We start from the raw sequence: 18,127 nt of genomic DNA on the forward strand, positions 1-18,127 counted from the left end.
CTGGATCTTCAGTGCCTGAACCGGCCTCATCGGGGGCAAGCCCCCGATGCAGGCGACGCGGTGTTACTGCCCGCTGCGCATCATCTCTTTAGGCACATACTTGCCGATCTCGAACTTGCCGATGGCCGCGCGGTGCACTTCGTCCGGGCCGTCGGCCAGGCGCAGGGTGCGTTGCATGGCGTACATGTAGGCCAGCGGGAAGTCGTTGGAGACGCCGGCGCCGCCGTGGATCTGGATCGCGCGGTCGATGACCTTCAACGCCACGTTCGGCGCCACCACCTTGATCTGGGCGATTTCACTTTTCGCCACTTTATTGCCCACGGTGTCCATCATGTACGCCGCTTTCAACGTCAGCAGGCGCGCCATGTCGATTTCCATCCGTGAGTCGGCGATCTTGTCGATGTTGCCGCCCAGGCGCGCCAGGGGTTTGCCGAACGCGGTACGGCTGACCGAGCGTTTGCACATCAGTTCCAGTGCGCGCTCAGCCATACCGATGGAGCGCATGCAGTGGTGGATACGGCCAGGGCCAAGGCGGCCTTGGGCAATCTCGAAGCCTCGGCCTTCACCCAGCAGTACGTTTTCATACGGCACACGCACATTGTCGAACAGCACTTCGGCGTGACCATGGGGCGCATCGTCGTAGCCGAACACCGGCAGCGGGCGTACGATTTTTACCCCGGGGGCATCCACCGGCACCAGGATCATCGAGTGCTGTTGGTGGCGCGGTGCATCCGGGTTGCTCAGGCCCATAAAGATCAGGATCTTGCAGCGCGGGTCGCAGGCGCCGGAGGTCCACCACTTCTTGCCGTTGATCACCCACTCGTCGCCCTGACGCTCGGCGCGGGCGGCCATGTTGGTGGCGTCCGAGGACGCCACATCGGGCTCGGTCATGGCGAAGGCCGAACGGATCTCACCGCGCAGCAGCGGCTCGAGCCAGCGTTGTTTCTGCTCTTCGTTGGCGTAGCGCACCAGCACTTCCATGTTGCCGGTGTCAGGGGCGGAGCAGTTGAACGGCTCCGGGCCCAGCAGCGAGCGGCCCATGATCTCGGCCAGGGGTGCGTATTCAAGGTTGGTCAGGCCGGCGCCCAGTTCGGATTCGGGCAGGAACAGGTTCCACAGGCCTTCGGCTTTCGCCTTGGCTTTCAGCTCTTCCATGATGGCGGTGGGCTGCCAGCGGTCGCCTTCGCTGACCTGACGTTCGAACACCGGCTCGGCCGGGTAGACGTATGCGTCCATAAACGCAGTGACACGTTCACGCAGTTCCTGAACCTTGGGCGAATAGGCGAAATCCATGAGCAGCTCCCTTCTTTGAGAGGTTGTTTAGGTCATGCAATCGATGCTAGAACAGCGTTGATAATTTACCTAGCCTATTCTCGGCGTGTATTAACATTCATCACCGATATATGATCGACGTATGAGCACGTAACAAATCGCCACCTAATAATAAGAGCGCAACCCAATGAATCTGAGCAAGGTCGACCTCAACCTCTTTATCGTCTTCGACGCGATCTACACCGAAGCCAACCTGACCCGCGCCGGGCAGATTGTCGGCATCACCCAGCCGGCGGTGTCCAACGCCCTGGCGCGTCTTCGGGAAACCTTCAACGACCCGCTGTTCGTGCGCACCGCCCAGGGCATGGTGCCCACGCCGATGGCGCAGAACATCATCGGCCCGGTGCGCAATGCGCTGTCGTTGCTGCGGGTGTCGGTGCAGGAAAGCCGCATCTTCAACCCGCAGCAGGCGGCCAAGACCTACCGCATCAGCATGACCGACCTCACCGAGGCGGTGATTCTGCCGCTGCTGTTCCAACGCCTGCGCCGTCTGGCACCCACCGTGGTGATCGAGAGTTTCCTCTCCAAACGTCGCGAGACCACCAAGGAACTGGCGGCCGGGCGCCTGGATTTCGCTGTGGATGCGCCGCTCAACACTGACCCGCAGGTACGCCATGTGAAGCTGATGGAAGATCGCTATGTGTGTGCCATGCGCAAGGGCCATCCCATGGCGGGCAAGGATAAATTCAGCCTGGATGACTACCTGTCGCTGACCCATATCCATATTTCCAGCCGCCGCAACGGCCTGGGCCACGTCGACCTGGCCCTGGGCAAGATGGGCATCCAGCGCAAGATCGCGCTGCGCTCCCAGCATTACCTGATGGCCTCGCAGGTGTTGCAGCAGACCGATATGGTCATGACCGTGCCCGAACGCTTCGCCCGCCGTCATGAACTGCATTGGTTCAACCTGCCGGTCAATGACGTGCCACCGGTGGAAACCCACCTGTACTGGCACGAGAGCACCGACCAGGACCCGGCCAACCGCTGGATGCGCGAGCAGATGATCGAGTTGTGCCAGCAAGTCACCGCCCACGAAAAGAAATTGGATCAACAACAGGCCTGAGGTTGAAGAACGCCCCCTGTGGGAGGAGGCGTGCCCGCGATGGGCTGCGCAGCGGCCCTTGACGTTCACGTCAACCTGCCTTTAGCTTAGCGCCAAGACTTTCTTGAGCGCCCCCATGAGCACGACCTACAGTATCTCCGACCTCGCCCGCGAGCTCGACATCACCACCCGGGCCATTCGCTTCTATGAAGAACAAGGCCTGCTGGCCCCGGAACGCCGGGGCCAGGAGCGCATTTACTCGGCGCGGGACAAAGTCAGCCTCAAGCTGATCCTGCGCGGTAAGCGCATCGGCTTTTCCTTGGCCGAGTGCCGCGAGCTGATCGAACTCTACGACCCCACCAGCGGCAATCACATCCAACTCAACAGCATGCTGGCCAAGATCGCCGAGCGCCGTGAGCAGTTGGAGCAGCAACTGCTGGACATCGAACAAATGAAGCTGGAGTTGGACACCGCTGAAGAGCGTTGCACCCAAGCCCTGGCCCACACCATGAGCCAGGTTGGCCATTGATCAGAAGGTAGCTGCCATGTCCCTCCCCTCCCATGTGCGCCTGGTGGAAGTCGGCCCGCGCGACGGTTTGCAGAACGAAGCCCAGCCCATCAGCGTGGCTGACAAGGTCCAACTGGTGGATGCCCTCAGCGCGGCGGGCCTGAGCTATATCGAAGTCGGCAGTTTTGTCTCGCCCAAGTGGGTGCCGCAAATGGCCGGTTCTGCCGAAGTGTTCGCGCAGATCCAGCGCAAGCCCGGCGTGACCTATGGTGCGCTGGCGCCAAACCTGCGCGGTTTTGAGGACGCGCTGGCGGCGGGCGTGAAGGAAGTGGCGGTGTTCGCCGCGGCGTCCGAGGCGTTTTCCCAGCGCAATATCAACTGTTCCATCAGCGAAAGCCTGGAGCGCTTTGCGCCGATCATGGCCGCAGCCAGGCAGCATGGCATCAGCGTGCGCGGCTATGTGTCGTGTGTGTTGGGCTGCCCTTACGAAGGTGAGGTTGCGCCTGAACAAGTGGCAGCGGTTGCGCGGGAGTTGTATGCCATGGGCTGCTACGAAGTGTCCCTGGGCGACACCATCGGCACCGGCTCGGCGGGCAGCACGCGACGCCTGTTCGATGTGGTCGGTGCGCAGGTGCCACGGGACAAACTGGCGGGCCACTTCCATGACACCTATGGCCAGGCCATCGCCAATATCTACGCCAGCCTGTTGGAGGGCATCAGCGTATTCGACAGCTCTATCGCGGGCCTCGGCGGCTGCCCCTATGCCAAGGGCGCCAGCGGTAACGTCGCCACCGAAGATGTGCTGTACCTGCTCAATGGCCTCGGGATCGACACCGGTATCGACCTGGACGCGTTGATTCGCGCGGGCCTGCAAATCAGTAACGTCCTGGGCCGACCCACCGGTTCACGCGTGGCGAAGGTGCGTAACAGCGTTTGAGTAGCGTGGCCGTGACAATGTGTTACCGCACGGCTACACATCGAGTAACACGGGAACATATTTTGTCGTATTTGCCGTAGGCGACATCCCACAAAAAAATTAACCTATTGATTTTAAACGACTTTATAAAGTTGGCACGGCTTCTGCTATCTCTATGGCATAACAAGAATAAAAAGCGCCAAACCTAATAAAAATAAGACGAAACGACTCTGACATAACAAAAACAACACGGCAGAGACGCAGCTAACAGATTTTTTTGGAGAAGATGTGCTTCGCAGGGTCCGGCATGCCGAAACCCGCAACCGGTAAGAGAAAAATAAAACTACCTCAGGTAGCTACCCACTGGTTGGATCGATAACGAAGAAGCAGATCAGCGCTCAAAAAAATACGTTTGCTCTTGACCCCGGATGGGGGTCGCCAAAAACAGCGGTAAAGGGTAACGGTTGCCAAAAACAACAATAGACCGCCCCTCAATAATAAAAAAAGAGCACGCAACGACAAATTAAAGGGGACCTCCGGGTCCCCTTTGTGCTGTCTGCACCTTGGTATTTAAAGCGGTGTTCCTTGGGTGGCGGCGAAGTTGTTGAGCACCCTGCGGGTCAAAATTCGCAGTGATCGTTGTTCCAGCGCCTGCCGCGCCACTCCCAACTGCTTGAGTTCGCTCTCAAAAAACGCACTCTGCATCGCGCCGTTCACGAGTATTTCATCCCGGCGCCTGCCCAAGAGGCCGGCCAGCCGGTCAGTCACCTGGTCATGCATCGCCTGCCACTGGTCTTTTGTGGCCTGGTCTGCGGCGCCAACCTGCTCGCCTTGCAGATCCGAAAGCTCAAACAACGCGGTGCTTTTCTCGTCGATCAGATCAAGCTCCGGTGCCATCAATGCCTTGAGTTCCTCGGGGTATCGACTGCGAAGATGTGTTTCCCAGAACAGGCGCCCGGTCAAAAAAGTCTCTTCGGCAGCGGTATTGCGCTCGTCCCTCAGCACCTGCGCATAGGCTTCGTCGATCGCGGCCTGACTCACATTGGCCTGCTGGGGAAACAGCATCTCGCGGGACTTGACCGGCAACTCAAGCCGGTCTGCAAGCCGGGTACGGTATGCCAGGATGACTTCGACCTGTTCAGTAAACCCGGGCCCCCTGGCCTGGACATCCCGCTGAGCAATGGCGTCCACCAGGGTTAAACGAAACAGCTTCCTGCCCGTGGCGATCAGCGAGCCTTCAACGTGCTCCGTTCCCGCCATTTCCAGTGCCCTGGCCCCCATCAGCTCGCTTTCAAGGTTCATGAATTCGACCGAACTGCCGTCGCCACAGGTGACTCGATCATCGGCGGTGGTAAACAGCGCTTCGCGAATAGCCTGGCTTTCACTCGCGGCCTCAAGCATGTCCCACACTCGCTGCGTCAGTGCCGGGCGGGTCACTGCACTGGCGTACTCGGCACTGCGGGTGGTATCGGCCAATACGGTAAAAAAAGCCGCCGACCCAGGAATGCTCCGCAGTTCGTCCCAGATCCCACCACGCCGTGCCAGCTCTGCGGCCGATGGCTCGCCCAGCCAGAGATCACGCGCCTCATCCACGGTGACGTGCTCGCCCCATTGCATCAAGGGCTCGCCCATTTGAAGGCGCGCAAGGGTGGCCGCCGACAAGGGATTTTCGTGCACGTTGATGCGCTCCCGGTGCTGATAAGCGTATTCAGGCAACGTGGTGATCTGGTTTGCATGCAGGTCGATACGGGCGAGAGCAGGCAAACGTTCGACGCCGACGGGAAATCGGGTGGTGCCGGTGTTCGGCAGATACAACTGGTTCAACTCGCGTAAGCGGCTTACATCGGCCGACCATCCCAAACGTCGATTGTGTCCCAGATTCAAAATCTTCAACTGCTGCATGCTCTCCAGGCGCGTTCGGCTCTGCTCGGTCAGTTGGATGTCATTGCTCTTCAAGTTGAGTTTGGTCAGCCCTGCCCCGCCGTTTCGAAGCGCCGGCAGTTGGGTGAAATTGTTTTCGCTCAGGTTCAACCAGCGCAGGCCGCCAAATGCCTGCAGAAAAGGCAAAGAACGGTCGGAAAGCCCCATTCGACGTAACCTCAGATGGCCCACATGATCCATATTGGCGGTAATCGCAGGCAGCTCACCGACCGCTTCTTCGGATAGATCCAGCACATGGCCGATGGGTGCGCCATCCCCCGCGAATGCCTGTGCGCCACCTCGCTGCCAGACTTCTTTGATCGTCGCCGACACTCTGCGCCTGGCACTCGCATAGCCCGATTCCTCCTCCTGCCAGTTCATCAGCGCTTTATTCAGATCGAGAAACTCCGTTTCCAGTTGCGCCAGCCTCGCCAATAGCACAGCATCCGCCGCACCTTGAAGCCCTAGCAGGGTCTCGACTTCAGCCAGGGACTTCGAGGGGTAAAGCACCATCGCTTTCATGGTGCAAACAAACGGACGCTGTGCCGCGCCCCCCACCGGACTCAGCGGATAACCGATGCGTCCATCCGCCAGGCGCATCGGGGATTTGAAACCGGGCCTGATCGGTTGCAGGCCCAGCGCACGCCGGCTTGCCTGCTCACCCAGCGGCAAGTGCGCCAGTTGCGCTTTCAAGGCCTGGGTGGACGATTGCAACGCTGGCCAACGGGTGAACCGACCTCCGCTGGCAAGCCACAGCGCGCTGAAAAAGGCGTCCTTGTCATAGCGCCAATAGAGTCTTTGTTGCGGCACGCTGTATAACATCCACTCCTTCATGTCGCTGCGGATCAGACGAAGCTGCCTGGGGGCGGTCGTATCGCCGACCCGGTCCAGCACAGCCCCCTCATACGTATCGGCGCGCAGCTCAATACACACCCCTTCCAGTTGCCCCGGAATGGCGGCCAGCTTGTGCAGCGCCAGGTGTACGCCGTCCATTGTCAGCTGGTTGTCGAACAGCAGATCGGCATGCGCCCGCATGACACGCGCCTTTTGCGCGTAACGGCGTGCCTCTTCGGCCAGCCGCAACGGCAAGCGTGATGTGGGTTCAATGCGACGTGCCAACTCTTCGGGCCTGGCATGGGCGACTATTTCTTCGGCGGCCAATTTAGGCAGGCTGGGAAAGCTGCGCTGAAGCCACTGGACGTGGACATCACTGGAGATATCACCGGCCGACATTTCCAGATTGAACAGCTCATTCCGGGTGTTTTTAGCCGCTGTCAGCAATCGATCCCGGTACCTTGCGGCCCTGGCTGCCGGTGTACGCTGCGCGCACATCAGTTGCGCCATACGTTCCTCGGCGAATGTCGGTTTACCGTCAACCGAACGCTCACCGGGCGTAATGATGCCCAGCATCACCTGTTCCGCGTGTATCTCGTGCTCGACCTCCTCTTCATCCAGCAACTGGCGTATTTCACCTTCAGTCAGTTGATTAAGCATGGCGGGGAGCAGGACCCCACTGCCGAGCTGTTCAGGCTGCAACTTGACCACTTCACGCGGGCTTCTCACTTTGCCTGAAAGCCACGTCAGATTGCCCTCGGAATCAAAGGCTATCAGCACCCGCGATTTAGGCCACATACCATTGTCGATCAACAACTTGACTTGCATGAACCAGTTGACGCGACTGAACACGTTGGGGTCGGGGCTGCTCAGCCGATCGATAAAAGCCTGATGCTTGGCGTCGCACTCAAATCGCCGGAGCATGTCTCTGAAGAGTGGCGGCGGCGCCCGATGCTCGATAAACACCTGACGCAACTCGTCATCCGACACTCCGCTGAATAGCCTCGCCTGCTCAAGCTGGCTATCGCTCAGGTGATCGACCGTATGGCCAATGCGCCGGAGCAAGGTCTTGCGGTCCCACGTCAGGGGTTGTTCGAACTCATGGACCCAGGCGCCCATGCCGTTATGGTGAATGCGTGGCGCATAACGTGAATCGCCGTCGGGGTGCTGGAGCCTGGATTCACCCTCGGCGCCGGTGACGACCTTGTAGTGACCACCGTCAGTTGCCGGCAGATAGAGGCTTCCCTCATGGGCATACAGCCCCTGCGCGTTCGGCCGCAGCCCTTCGGGCAAGGCGATCCGGTGCAGGTATTGGCCCGGATTGACACTGTGCAAACGCGTGCGCCCACCGAACTCCACGTGCACCAGGCGCTTGATAAATGCCGTGTCTTTGGCTGCCATCAGCACTTTGGGCACCGCCAGCCCCGCCAGATCCAGACCCACCGCCGAAAAGTGCGCCCAGGCCGTGCGAGTGTCGCCTTCGGACCACGCTTCAACGCCTTCGCCTATCTCATAGACCATCTGCGCGGCCGCAACGACCAGCATGGCCTCCCCCAGGAAGGGCACCACGAAAGAAGCCAGATTGAGAATATCCAGTGCCGTGCTGCCCCACGACCAGAGCCAGGCGTTATACGCCCGATCGGTCACCGATTGGGTGGAGGCCACGGCGGCACTGGCGTTGTTCATGATCAGCCGGATACGCTGCGTCGCGCAGTCCATCCAGACATCACGCCATGAGGCGCCATACGTCCCCTGGTCGGTGATGCGACTTTTATTGGCGGCGGAAAAATCTTCATCCACGGCATGCGCCGCGCCGGGGTCGAGCAAGGCCTTGAGCCGGGTAAAAAAACCGTCCTGATGGGCGAGCGGCACAAACTGGCTGAAGAATTTGCGGTATTCAGCCCGGCACAGACGTGTCGTCAAATGGTCGGTAAAAGCCGCTATGTGGTGATAGCTCTTGAGTGGATGAAGCGGATCGCCAGGGATATACACCATGCAGGGCAGCGGCAGGAGTTGGGCATTCCTTGTGTTTTCCCGCCACTCAACCGGACCGATGACCAGGATGTTCTCGATATAAAGATTGCACAGCCGCAACGGCGAAAACTTGACCGTCTTTTCTGACCATTTACCGGTGGACTGATTAAGCAGCAGGCTGCAGATCAACTGGTGTTGCGCAGGCTGGATATCGCCCTTCATCACGGCGATTTCTGCCGCCAGTTCCAATTGGTTTCGATGGCTGATGATCAGGCTGCTATATAACTTGCCCGCCGGCTGATTCTGGGTTGCCGGCGCACTATGGCGGTTGATGGCGGCTCGCAGGTATTCGTAGTAGGAACGCCCCAGATCCAAGTCCCTGCACAGTTGGGGGAACGCGTGGGCCTTGATGTCGAGCTTGAGCGACTTGACATTGGCTGAGGTGTGCACCAGAGCGCTTGAATACCGGTGAAAATCGTACCCGGTGATCAAGTGACAGTCCGCGCACACCGGCTCATTCGCCTGGTCCGGAGCAAAGTTGTTCAGCGCCGCCTCCAACAGGCTGACACCTTTATAAGAATAAAACTGCGGGCCCAATTCGCTGACGCGCGTGGTCGAAACCTCAGTGAGCTGCGCGTCGCAGGTGGTCTGTTCCAGCTTGCGGGCATAGAACACCTTTCTGGTATCCAGCCGTTGCCCGAACTTTTTTTCGATCGCGTCCGCCAACAATGGCTCGGCATACTCTGCCGGCGGTTTCAGTACACCGAGCATCTGATCCAATTGGTTCAACGACGCCCTGCTGCGCTTGTGGACCTTCCCCAGGCGGTCCCTGTCAGCCTGCGGGGCCTTTTTGTACCAGTCGGGAATACGCAGGTCCAATGACGCCAGTTCAGTTTTGCGGCTGCCCTGCGCCTCGGTGTACCAGTCGGGAGTATTGTCCTTGATGACACTCAGGTGCGGACTTTGCAGGTCCGACACTCTGTCGGCGGGTGGGTCTGTGATGCTGTCTGTCATGCGTATAGCCTTCGAGTGGCGAAATAATGCGCCACTCTAGGCAACACCTCCGCGCGGGGCGCGGTAGGCATGCACCCCGTTTCAGCGGTTGATGCTCAGCTCCTCAAGGCTGATCTCACGCATGCGGAATTTCTGGATCTTGCCTGTCACCGTCATCGGAAATTCCTCCACGAATTTGAAGTACCGGGGCGTCTTGTAGTGTGCAATGCGGCCCTTGCACCAGGCCTGCAGTTCCAGTTCGCTGGCCACATGGCCGGGGTGGAACTTGATCCAGGCCACGATCTCCTCACCGTAGCGCTCATCCGGAATACCGATGACCTGCACATCGGCCACCGCCGGGTGGGTGAAGAAAAACTCTTCCACCTCGCGCGGGTAAACGTTCTCGCCGCCGCGAATGATCATGTCCTTGTTGCGCCCGGCGATGCAAACATAGCCGTGGGCATCCATGGTTGCCAGGTCGCCGGTGTGCATCCAGCCGGCGTCGTCGATAGCCTCGCGGGTGCCCTCGGGGTTGTTCCAGTAGCCGAGCATCACACTGTAGCCGCGAGTGCACAGTTCGCCGACCTGGCCACGGGGCAGCGTGTTACCGGCCTCATCGATAATCTTGCTTTCCAGTTGCGGCTGGGTGCGGCCAACGGTAGTCACGCGGCGTTCCAGGTCATCATCCGCGCCGGTCTGCAGGGACACGGGGCTGGTCTCGGTCATGCCGTAGGCAATCTGCACCTCACCCATGTGCAATTCGCCGATGACCCGGCGCATCACCTCGATGGGGCACGTGGCGCCGGCCATGATGCCGGTGCGCAGGGTAGACAGCTCGAACTCGCCCCGGCGTGGGTGATCGAGCAGGGCGATAAACATGGTGGGCACGCCGTACAGGCCAGTGGCGCGCTCTTCGGCCACGGCGGTGAGGGTCAGCAGCGGGTCGAAGCCGTCATTCGGATAGATCATGGTGGTGCCGTGGGTGATGCAGCCCAGATTGCCCATCACCATGCCGAAGCAGTGGTACAGCGGCACCGGGATCACCAGGCGGTCCTGCGCGGTCAGGCCCAGGCTTTCGCCAACCATGTAGCCGTTATTGAGGATGTTGTGGTGACTGAGGGTAGCCCCCTTGGGGAAACCGGTGGTGCCGGAGGTGTACTGGATATTGACGGCTTGATCGAAGTGCAGGCTGGCCTGGCGGCTGTGCAGTTGCGCGGGCGGGATGTCTGCACCGAGGGCCGCCAGTTGCGACCAGGGCAGAAAACCCGGGGGCGGGCTGGGGTCGAGGCTGATCATGCCGCGCAGCTCAGGCTTCAATGCCTGCAACATCGCGTGGTAGTCGGAGGTCTTGAACGAACCGGCGCACACCAGCCACTCGCAGCCGGACTGCTTGAGCACGTAGTCCAGTTCACTGCTGCGGTATGCCGGGTTGATATTGACCAGGATCACGCCAATCTTGGCGCTGGCAATTTGGCTGATGCACCACTCGGCGCAATTGGGCGCCCAGATGCCCAGGCGATCGCCGGGTTGCATACCCAGGGCCATGAATGCGCGGGCGTGCAGGTCAACCGTCTCAGCCAGTTGCCGCCAGGTGTAGCGACGCTGCTGATGACGCACCACAAGGGCTTCGCCGTCAGGGTATTGCGCCACGGTGTGATCGAAGGCTTGGCCAATGGTCATGGCCAGCAAGCTCTTGTCCTGGGAGCCACGGCTGTAGCTCGGATGCGGTTGATCCATAACGACCCCTGTTGTCTTTTTTGTAGGTTGACGTAAACGTAAACTACGATTGACAGCACCGTAACGCAAGCTTACGTTAACGTAAAGGTGAGCGCCCTTCCCTGGCGCGCCATCCACACAACAACAAGCTCACATTGAAGGTGCCTGTCCATGAGTTACCCGTCCCTGAACTTCGCCCTCGGTGAAACCATCGACATGCTGCGCGACCAGGTGCAGTCCTTCGTGGCCAAGGAAATCGCGCCCCGCGCGGCACAAATCGATATCGACAACCTGTTCCCCGCCGACCTGTGGCGCAAGTTCGGGGACATGGGCCTGCTGGGCATCACCGTGCCGGAGGAATACGGCGGCGCCGGCCTGGGATACCTGGCCCACGTGGTGAGCATGGAAGAAATCAGCCGTGGCTCGGCCTCGGTGGCGCTGTCCTACGGCGCCCACTCCAACCTGTGTGTGAACCAGATCAACCGCAACGGCAATCACGAGCAGAAGCTCAAATACCTGCCCAAACTGATCAGCGGCGAACACGTCGGCGCCCTCGCCATGAGCGAGCCGAACGCCGGTTCCGATGTGGTCTCGATGAAATTGCGCGCGGACAAACACGGCGATCACTACGTGCTTAACGGCAGCAAGACCTGGATCACCAACGGCCCCGACGCCAGCACCTATGTGATCTACGCCAAGACCGACCTGGAAAAGGGCCCCCACGGCATCACCGCGTTTATCGTCGAGCGCGACTGGAAAGGCTTCAGCCGCAGCAACAAGTTCGACAAGCTCGGCATGCGCGGCTCCAACACCTGCGAGCTGTTTTTCGATGACGTCGAAGTGCCGGAAGAAAACATCCTCGGCGTGCTCAACGGCGGCGTGAAAGTGCTGATGAGCGGCCTCGATTACGAGCGCGTGGTGCTGTCCGGCGGCCCCACCGGGATCATGCAGGCGTGTATGGACCTGATCGTGCCGTACATCCACGACCGCAAGCAGTTCGGCCAAAGCATCGGCGAATTCCAGCTGATCCAGGGCAAGGTCGCCGACATGTACACCCAACTCAACGCCAGCCGCGCCTACCTCTACGCGGTAGCCCAGGCCTGCGAGCGCGGCGAAACCACGCGCAAGGACGCGGCCGGGGTGATCCTCTACAGCGCCGAACGCGCCACGCAAATGGCCCTCGACGCGATCCAGATTCTCGGCGGCAATGGCTATATCAATGAGTTCCCCGCCGGACGCCTGCTGCGGGACGCCAAGCTGTATGAAATCGGCGCCGGTACCAGTGAGATTCGGCGGATGCTGATCGGTCGCGAACTCTTCAACGAAACCCGCTGAAGGAGCGCCCCATGGCCACCTTGCACACCCAGCTCAACCCACGTTCTGCGGAGTTCGCCAGCAACAGCGCGGCGATGCGCCAGCAGGTCGACGCCCTGCACACCCTGCTCGCCCATGTGCAGCAAGGCGGCGGCGCCAAGGCCCAGGAGCGCCACACCTCGCGCGGCAAACTGCTGCCACGCGAGCGCATCAATCGCCTGCTGGACCCGGGCTCGCCGTTTCTTGAACTCAGCCAACTGGCCGCCCATCAGGTGTACGGCGAAGACGTGCCGGCCGCCGGGGTAATTGCCGGGATTGGCCGCGTGGAAGGCGTCGAATGCATGATCGTCGCCAACGACGCCACGGTCAAAGGCGGCTCCTACTACCCGCTCACGGTAAAAAAACACCTGCGCGCCCAGACCATCGCCGAGCAGAACCGCCTGCCGTGCATCTACCTGGTGGACTCCGGCGGCGCCAACCTGCCGCGCCAGGATGAAGTGTTTCCCGACCGCGAACACTTCGGGCGGATCTTCTTCAACCAGGCCAACATGAGTGCCCAGGGCATCCCGCAGATCGCCGTGGTAATGGGCTCGTGCACCGCCGGTGGCGCCTACGTGCCGGCCATGGCCGATGAAGCGATCATGGTGCGCAACCAAGCCACGATCTTCCTGGCCGGCCCGCCGCTGGTAAAGGCGGCTACCGGTGAAGTGGTGAGCGCCGAAGACCTCGGCGGTGCCGATGTGCACTGCAAGATCTCCGGCGTGGCCGACCACTATGCCGACAGTGACGAACACGCCCTGGCCCTGGCCCGGCGCAGCGTGGCCAACCTCAATTGGCGCAAGCAGGGCCAATTGCTGCAACGCACGCCCGTGGCGCCGCTGTACAGCAGCGAAGAGCTCTACGGCGTGATCCCGGCCGATGCCAAGCAGCCGTTCGATGTGCGCGAAGTGATCGCACGGCTGGTGGATGGCTCGGTGTTCGATGAGTTCAAGGCGCTGTTCGGCACCACCCTGGTGTGCGGCTTCGCACATTTGCACGGTTACCCGATTGCGATTCTGGCGAACAACGGGATTCTGTTCGCCGAGGCCGCGCAGAAAGGCGCGCACTTTATCGAACTGGCCTGCCAACGCGGGATCCCCCTGCTGTTCCTGCAGAACATCACCGGGTTTATGGTCGGCCAGAAATACGAAGCCGGGGGCATTGCCAAGCACGGCGCCAAGCTGGTGACGGCGGTGGCGTGCGCCAAGGTGCCGAAATTCACGGTGATCATCGGCGGCAGCTTTGGCGCCGGCAACTACGGCATGTGTGGGCGCGCCTATGACCCGCGCTTTTTGTGGATGTGGCCCAACGCACGCATCGGCGTGATGGGTGCCGAACAGGCTGCGGGCGTGCTGGTGCAGGTCAAGCGTGAGCAGGCCGAACGTGCAGGCGTCGGGTTCAGCGCTGAAGAGGAAGCCGCGATCAAGCAGCCGATCCTCGACCAATACGAAACCCAGGGTCACCCTTATTACTCCAGCGCACGTCTTTGGGACGACGGCGTCATCGACCCGTTGCAAACCCGCGAGGTGCTGGCCCTGGCCTTGTCCGCCGCGCTGAATGCCCCCATCGAGCCGAGCCGCTTCGGCGTGTTCCGCATGTAAATGGAGCTGTCCCCCATGAGCGATTTCAACACCCTCGAACTGATCACCGACAGCCGTGGCTTTGCCACGCTGTGGCTCAGTCGTGAAGCCAAGAACAACGCGTTCAACGCCGAGATGATCCGCGAACTGATCATCGCCCTCGACCATGTGCAAGGTGATGCGTCCCTGCGTTTCCTGGTGCTGCGCGGGCGCGGCAAACACTTCAGCGCCGGTGCCGACCTGGCCTGGATGCAGCAGTCGGCCGAGCTGGATTACCACACCAACCTGGACGACGCCCGCGAACTGGCGGAGCTGATGTACAACCTGGCCAAGCTGAAAATCCCCACCCTCGCGGTGGTGCAAGGCGCGGCCTACGGTGGCGCGCTGGGCCTGATCAGTTGCTGCGACATGGCCATCGGCGCCGATGACGCGCAGTTCTGCCTGTCTGAAGTGCGCATTGGCCTGGCGCCAGCGGTGATCAGCCCGTTCGTGGTACAGGCCATCGGCGAACGTGCGGCGCGGCGCTATGCCCTGACCGCCGAGCGTTTTGGCGGCCAGCGTGCGCGGGATATCGGGCTGCTGGCGGAAAGTTACCCCGCCGTCGAGCTGGATACCCAAGTGGAACAGTGGATCACCAACCTGTTGCAAAACAGCCCGGCGGCGATGCGCGCCAGCAAGGACCTGCTGCGTGAAGTCGGCAACGGCGCCCTCACCCCGGCCCTGCGCCGCTATTGCGAGAATGCCATCGCACGGATTCGCGTCAGTGCCGAAGGCCAGGAAGGGTTAAGAGCCTTCCTGCAGAAGCGCTCGCCCGGGTGGCAGGCGCAGGAGCCACGCTCATGAGCACCTTGAACACCGTATTGGTGGCGAACCGGGGCGAGATTGCCTGCCGGGTGATGCGCACCGCCAAGGCCATGGGCCTGACCACCGTGGCCGTGCACAGCGCCATCGACCGCGATGCCCGGCACAGCCGCGAGGCGGATATTCGCGTCGATCTGGGCGGCAGCAAGGCCACCGAGAGCTACCTGCAAATCGACAAACTGATCGCCGCCGCCCAGGCCAGCGGTGCCCAGGCCATCCACCCAGGCTACGGCTTCCTGTCGGAAAACGCCGGGTTTGCCCGGGCGATCGAAGCGGCGGGCCTGATCTTTCTCGGCCCGCCCGCCTCGGCCATCGACGCCATGGGCAGCAAATCCGCCGCCAAGGCCCTGATGGAAACCGCCGGTGTGCCGCTGGTGCCGGGTTATCACGGCACCGACCAGGACCTGGACACCTTCCGCGATGCCTGCGAGCGCATCGGCTATCCGGTACTGCTCAAGGCCACGGCCGGTGGCGGCGGCAAGGGCATGAAGGTGGTGGAGGATGTCAGCCAACTTGCCGAAGCCCTGGCCTCGGCCCAGCGTGAGGCACTGTCGTCCTTCGGCAACGGGCAGATGCTGGTGGAGAAATACCTGCTCAAGCCACGCCACGTAGAGATCCAGGTGTTTGCCGATCAGCATGGGCATTGCCTGTACCTCAATGAGCGCGACTGCTCGATCCAGCGTCGGCACCAAAAGGTCGTCGAAGAGGCGCCGGCACCCGGGCTGAGTGTTGAACAGCGTAAGGCCATGGGCGAAGCCGCCGTGCGTGCGGCCCAGGCCATTGGTTATGTCGGCGCGGGCACGGTGGAGTTCTTGCTGGACGCACGCGGCGAGTTTTTCTTCATGGAGATGAACACGCGGCTGCAGGTGGAACACCCGGTCACCGAAGCGATTACCGGCCTCGACCTGGTGGCCTGGCAGATTCGCGTCGCCCAGGGCGAAGCGCTGCCGATCACCCAGGAGCAGGTGCCGCTGATCGGCCATGCGATTGAAGTGCGTTTGTACGCCGAAGACCCGACCAACGACTTCCTGCCCGCCACCGGACACCTGGCGCTGTACCGCGAATCCGCCCCCGGCCCGGGCCGCCGCGTAGACAGCGGTGTCGAGCAAGGAGACAGCGTGTCGCCGTTCTACGACCCGATGCTCGGCAAGTTGATTGCCTGGGGCGAAGACCGTGAACAGGCGCGCCTGCGGTTGCTGAGCATGCTCGATGAGTTTGCCGTGGGCGGGCTAAAGACCAACCTGGGGTTCCTGCGGCGCATCATCGGCCATCCTGCATTTGCAGCCGCTGAGCTGGATACCGGGTTTATTCCGCGCTATCAGGACGATCTGCTGCCAGTGCCCGGCGCGTTGAGCGATGAATTCTGGCAGGCCGCAGGTTCAGCCTTCATGCAGAGCTTGCCTGCGGGTGACGGGCCGTGGGCGGACACCCGTGGATTTCGTGCAGGACTGCCCGCCGAGGTCTCGCTGCACTTGAGCTGCAATGGCCAGGACCGCCTGGTGACGCTGGCCGCAGACACCGCGATATTGCAGGGCGAACAGCTGTGGATCGAGCACCAAGGCGTACGTCGCTCACATCTGGCAGTGCGCAACGAGCACACGGTTTTCCTGCGCTGGGACGGCGAGATGCAGGGCGTGAGCCTGTTCGATCCGATTGCGGCCGTCGAGGCCAACCAGTCTCACCAGGGCGGCCTCACGGCACCGATGAACGGCAGCATCGTACGAGTGCTGGTGGACATCGGCCAAACGGTCGAAGCCGGCACGCAACTGGTGGTGCTCGAAGCGATGAAGATGGAGCACAGCATCCGCGCGCCCCAGGCCGGGGTAGTCAAGGCGCTGTTCTGCCAGGAAGGCGAAATGGTTGCCGAAGGTAGCGCGTTGGTGGAACTCGAAACGGCGGACTAGAACTTCGCCGTGGCCTGCACGACGACGCCGAGGATGCGGCAATCAGCGGTGAACAGCAGTTTCGGGTAGGTGGGGTTGAGCGGCACCAGATAGAGCTGGCCGCTCTCTTCTATCAACTGGCGGAAGGTCGCCTGGGGGCTGTCGGCCCGCTGGGCGACTACCAGTTTGCCCGGTTCGGCAGCGATGGCCGGATCCACCAGGATCATCATCCCCGCGGCGATGCTCGGGCCGCTGAGCGCGGTCATGGCGTCACCTGTCACCGGCAGCCAGAAGGCGTCGCCCTGGGCGTGGTAATCCGTCAGTTCGAAGCGCGCGGTGCCATAGGATGGGCGCTCTTCGCGGATTTCGCAGAGGCCTTTCCACTCGCTGACCGGGTAGCGAAAATACGACGTGTACTGTCTTGCCGGGCCATCCGCCTCGGCGCCCTTCTCACGCAGCTCCTGCACCACTTCCAGGTCGCCCAGTCCCAACTCGGCCAGCACCCGGTTCATATCCACCAGGCTCGGCACGCGACGCTTGTTGAGCCAATGGCCAATACCGCCCTGGGACATGCCCAAGCGTTCAGCCAACTCACCCTGGGTGACCTTGCGGTCTTTCATGTTGGCCTTCACCAACGCTATCCATTTATCCATGGGCGCTGACAATACGTCAGGCATTTTCCAGGGCAATAAACAGTTTGTAGTAATCCATAAAACGACATAAATACGATACGTACTATCATCGGGCATAAGGTTTTCGACACCCACCCAGAGTACCGCCCCTTATGACGACGAGCCCATATCCCCTGTCTGAAACACCCGAAAACGATGACGTTCAAGGCCTGCGCAGCAGCGGTGCTGCCCAGCGTGCCTTGGACTTTTACTTGAAAGAAAATATGTCAGCACCCGTCCAGGATGACAGCTTCTTCGCCATCAAGCCCGGCATCAGCCAGGAGGAGGCCCTGGTGCACGCCTCGGACCTGTTGCGCAGTGCCGCCGCCACGGCCTACGAATCAGCCAGCAGCCATCAGGGCAATCAGCGCGACCTGGCGTTTTCGGTGGTGTATTTGATTGATATGGCGAAGGCGATGGTGGAACGGTCGTTGCAGGCACCGGAGGTTCGGGCGAACGGATGACAGGCGCAAAAGAAAAATATTTCTATCCCGCGGATAAAAACATTTGACTTGCAAATGATAATGATTATTATTTGGCTCAG

At 61.1% G+C, this 18,127-nt stretch carries 12 protein-coding genes; 8 read left to right on the forward strand and 4 right to left on the reverse strand.

Translation table 11 applies throughout. The features are described from left to right. Window positions 1–63 precede the first annotated feature (63 nt). Window positions 64–1,293 carry an acyl-CoA dehydrogenase gene (locus J1G35_RS03190; RefSeq protein ID WP_053138369.1) on the reverse strand — a complete coding sequence of 410 codons (1,230 nt, stop codon included), beginning with the start codon at window positions 1,291–1,293 and terminating at the stop codon, window positions 64–66. 166 nt (window positions 1,294–1,459) lie between these two features. Here J1G35_RS03190 and J1G35_RS03195 point away from each other — a divergent pair, with 166 nt between their 5' ends. The 3 genes from J1G35_RS03195 to J1G35_RS03205 all read left to right on the forward strand — a co-directional run bounded on the left by J1G35_RS03195 (window position 1,460) and on the right by J1G35_RS03205 (window position 3,819). Beyond that, window positions 1,460–2,395 (forward strand): LysR family transcriptional regulator, encoded by a 936-nt coding sequence (locus J1G35_RS03195; protein ID WP_053138373.1) that lies wholly within the window; start codon window positions 1,460–1,462, stop codon window positions 2,393–2,395. Window positions 2,396–2,510: 115 nt separating this feature from the next. Beyond that, entirely contained in the window at window positions 2,511–2,903 is a 393-nt protein-coding gene (locus J1G35_RS03200) for a MerR family DNA-binding transcriptional regulator (RefSeq protein ID WP_053138375.1), read from the forward strand. A 16-nt stretch (window positions 2,904–2,919) separates the two neighbouring features. After that, complete coding sequence (locus J1G35_RS03205; RefSeq protein ID WP_223013477.1) at window positions 2,920–3,819, forward strand: hydroxymethylglutaryl-CoA lyase; 900 nt, start codon at window positions 2,920–2,922, stop codon at window positions 3,817–3,819. A gap of 549 nt (window positions 3,820–4,368) precedes the next feature. On the opposite strand, the gene J1G35_RS03210 is transcribed toward J1G35_RS03205, so the two are convergent. After that, a complete protein-coding gene (locus J1G35_RS03210; RefSeq protein ID WP_223013479.1) occupies window positions 4,369–9,540 on the reverse strand; it encodes an NEL-type E3 ubiquitin ligase domain-containing protein in 5,172 nt (1,723 codons plus the stop codon). 81 nt (window positions 9,541–9,621) lie between these two features. After that, window positions 9,622–11,256: an AMP-binding protein gene (locus J1G35_RS03215; RefSeq protein WP_223013480.1), complete on the reverse strand. Its 1,635-nt coding sequence runs from the start codon at window positions 11,254–11,256 to the stop codon at window positions 9,622–9,624. 150 nt (window positions 11,257–11,406) lie between these two features. Between J1G35_RS03215 and J1G35_RS03220 the strand changes: the two genes are divergently transcribed. The 4 genes from J1G35_RS03220 to J1G35_RS03235 are packed head-to-tail and all read left to right on the forward strand — an operon-like array spanning window position 11,407 to window position 16,933. Next, window positions 11,407–12,570: an isovaleryl-CoA dehydrogenase gene (locus tag J1G35_RS03220; RefSeq protein WP_053138383.1), complete on the forward strand. Its 1,164-nt coding sequence runs from the start codon at window positions 11,407–11,409 to the stop codon at window positions 12,568–12,570. 11 nt (window positions 12,571–12,581) lie between these two features. After that, window positions 12,582–14,189, forward strand: coding sequence for a carboxyl transferase domain-containing protein (locus J1G35_RS03225; RefSeq protein WP_223013482.1), 1,608 nt, complete (start codon window positions 12,582–12,584; stop codon window positions 14,187–14,189). Window positions 14,190–14,204: 15 nt separating this feature from the next. Further along, on the forward strand, window positions 14,205–15,011 hold the full coding sequence (locus tag J1G35_RS03230) for a gamma-carboxygeranoyl-CoA hydratase (protein ID WP_053138387.1): 807 nt from the start codon (window positions 14,205–14,207) through the stop codon (window positions 15,009–15,011). After that, window positions 15,008–16,933, forward strand: coding sequence for an acetyl/propionyl/methylcrotonyl-CoA carboxylase subunit alpha (locus tag J1G35_RS03235; RefSeq protein WP_223013484.1), 1,926 nt, complete (start codon window positions 15,008–15,010; stop codon window positions 16,931–16,933). The genes J1G35_RS03230 and J1G35_RS03235 overlap by 4 nt, the downstream gene beginning before the upstream one ends. Here J1G35_RS03235 and J1G35_RS03240 read toward each other — a convergent pair. Then, window positions 16,930–17,565, reverse strand: coding sequence for an XRE family transcriptional regulator (locus tag J1G35_RS03240; RefSeq protein WP_223013486.1), 636 nt, complete (start codon window positions 17,563–17,565; stop codon window positions 16,930–16,932). The genes J1G35_RS03235 and J1G35_RS03240 overlap by 4 nt on opposite strands. Window positions 17,566–17,696: 131 nt before the next feature. Here J1G35_RS03240 and J1G35_RS03245 point away from each other — a divergent pair, with 131 nt between their 5' ends. Beyond that, window positions 17,697–18,047: a DUF3077 domain-containing protein gene (locus J1G35_RS03245; RefSeq protein ID WP_053138393.1), complete on the forward strand. Its 351-nt coding sequence runs from the start codon at window positions 17,697–17,699 to the stop codon at window positions 18,045–18,047. Window positions 18,048–18,127 lie beyond the last annotated feature (80 nt).

Origin of the sequence: Pseudomonas sp. SH10-3B (genome assembly GCF_019891415.1) — a bacterium.
GTDB lineage: Bacteria > Pseudomonadota > Gammaproteobacteria > Pseudomonadales > Pseudomonadaceae > Aquipseudomonas.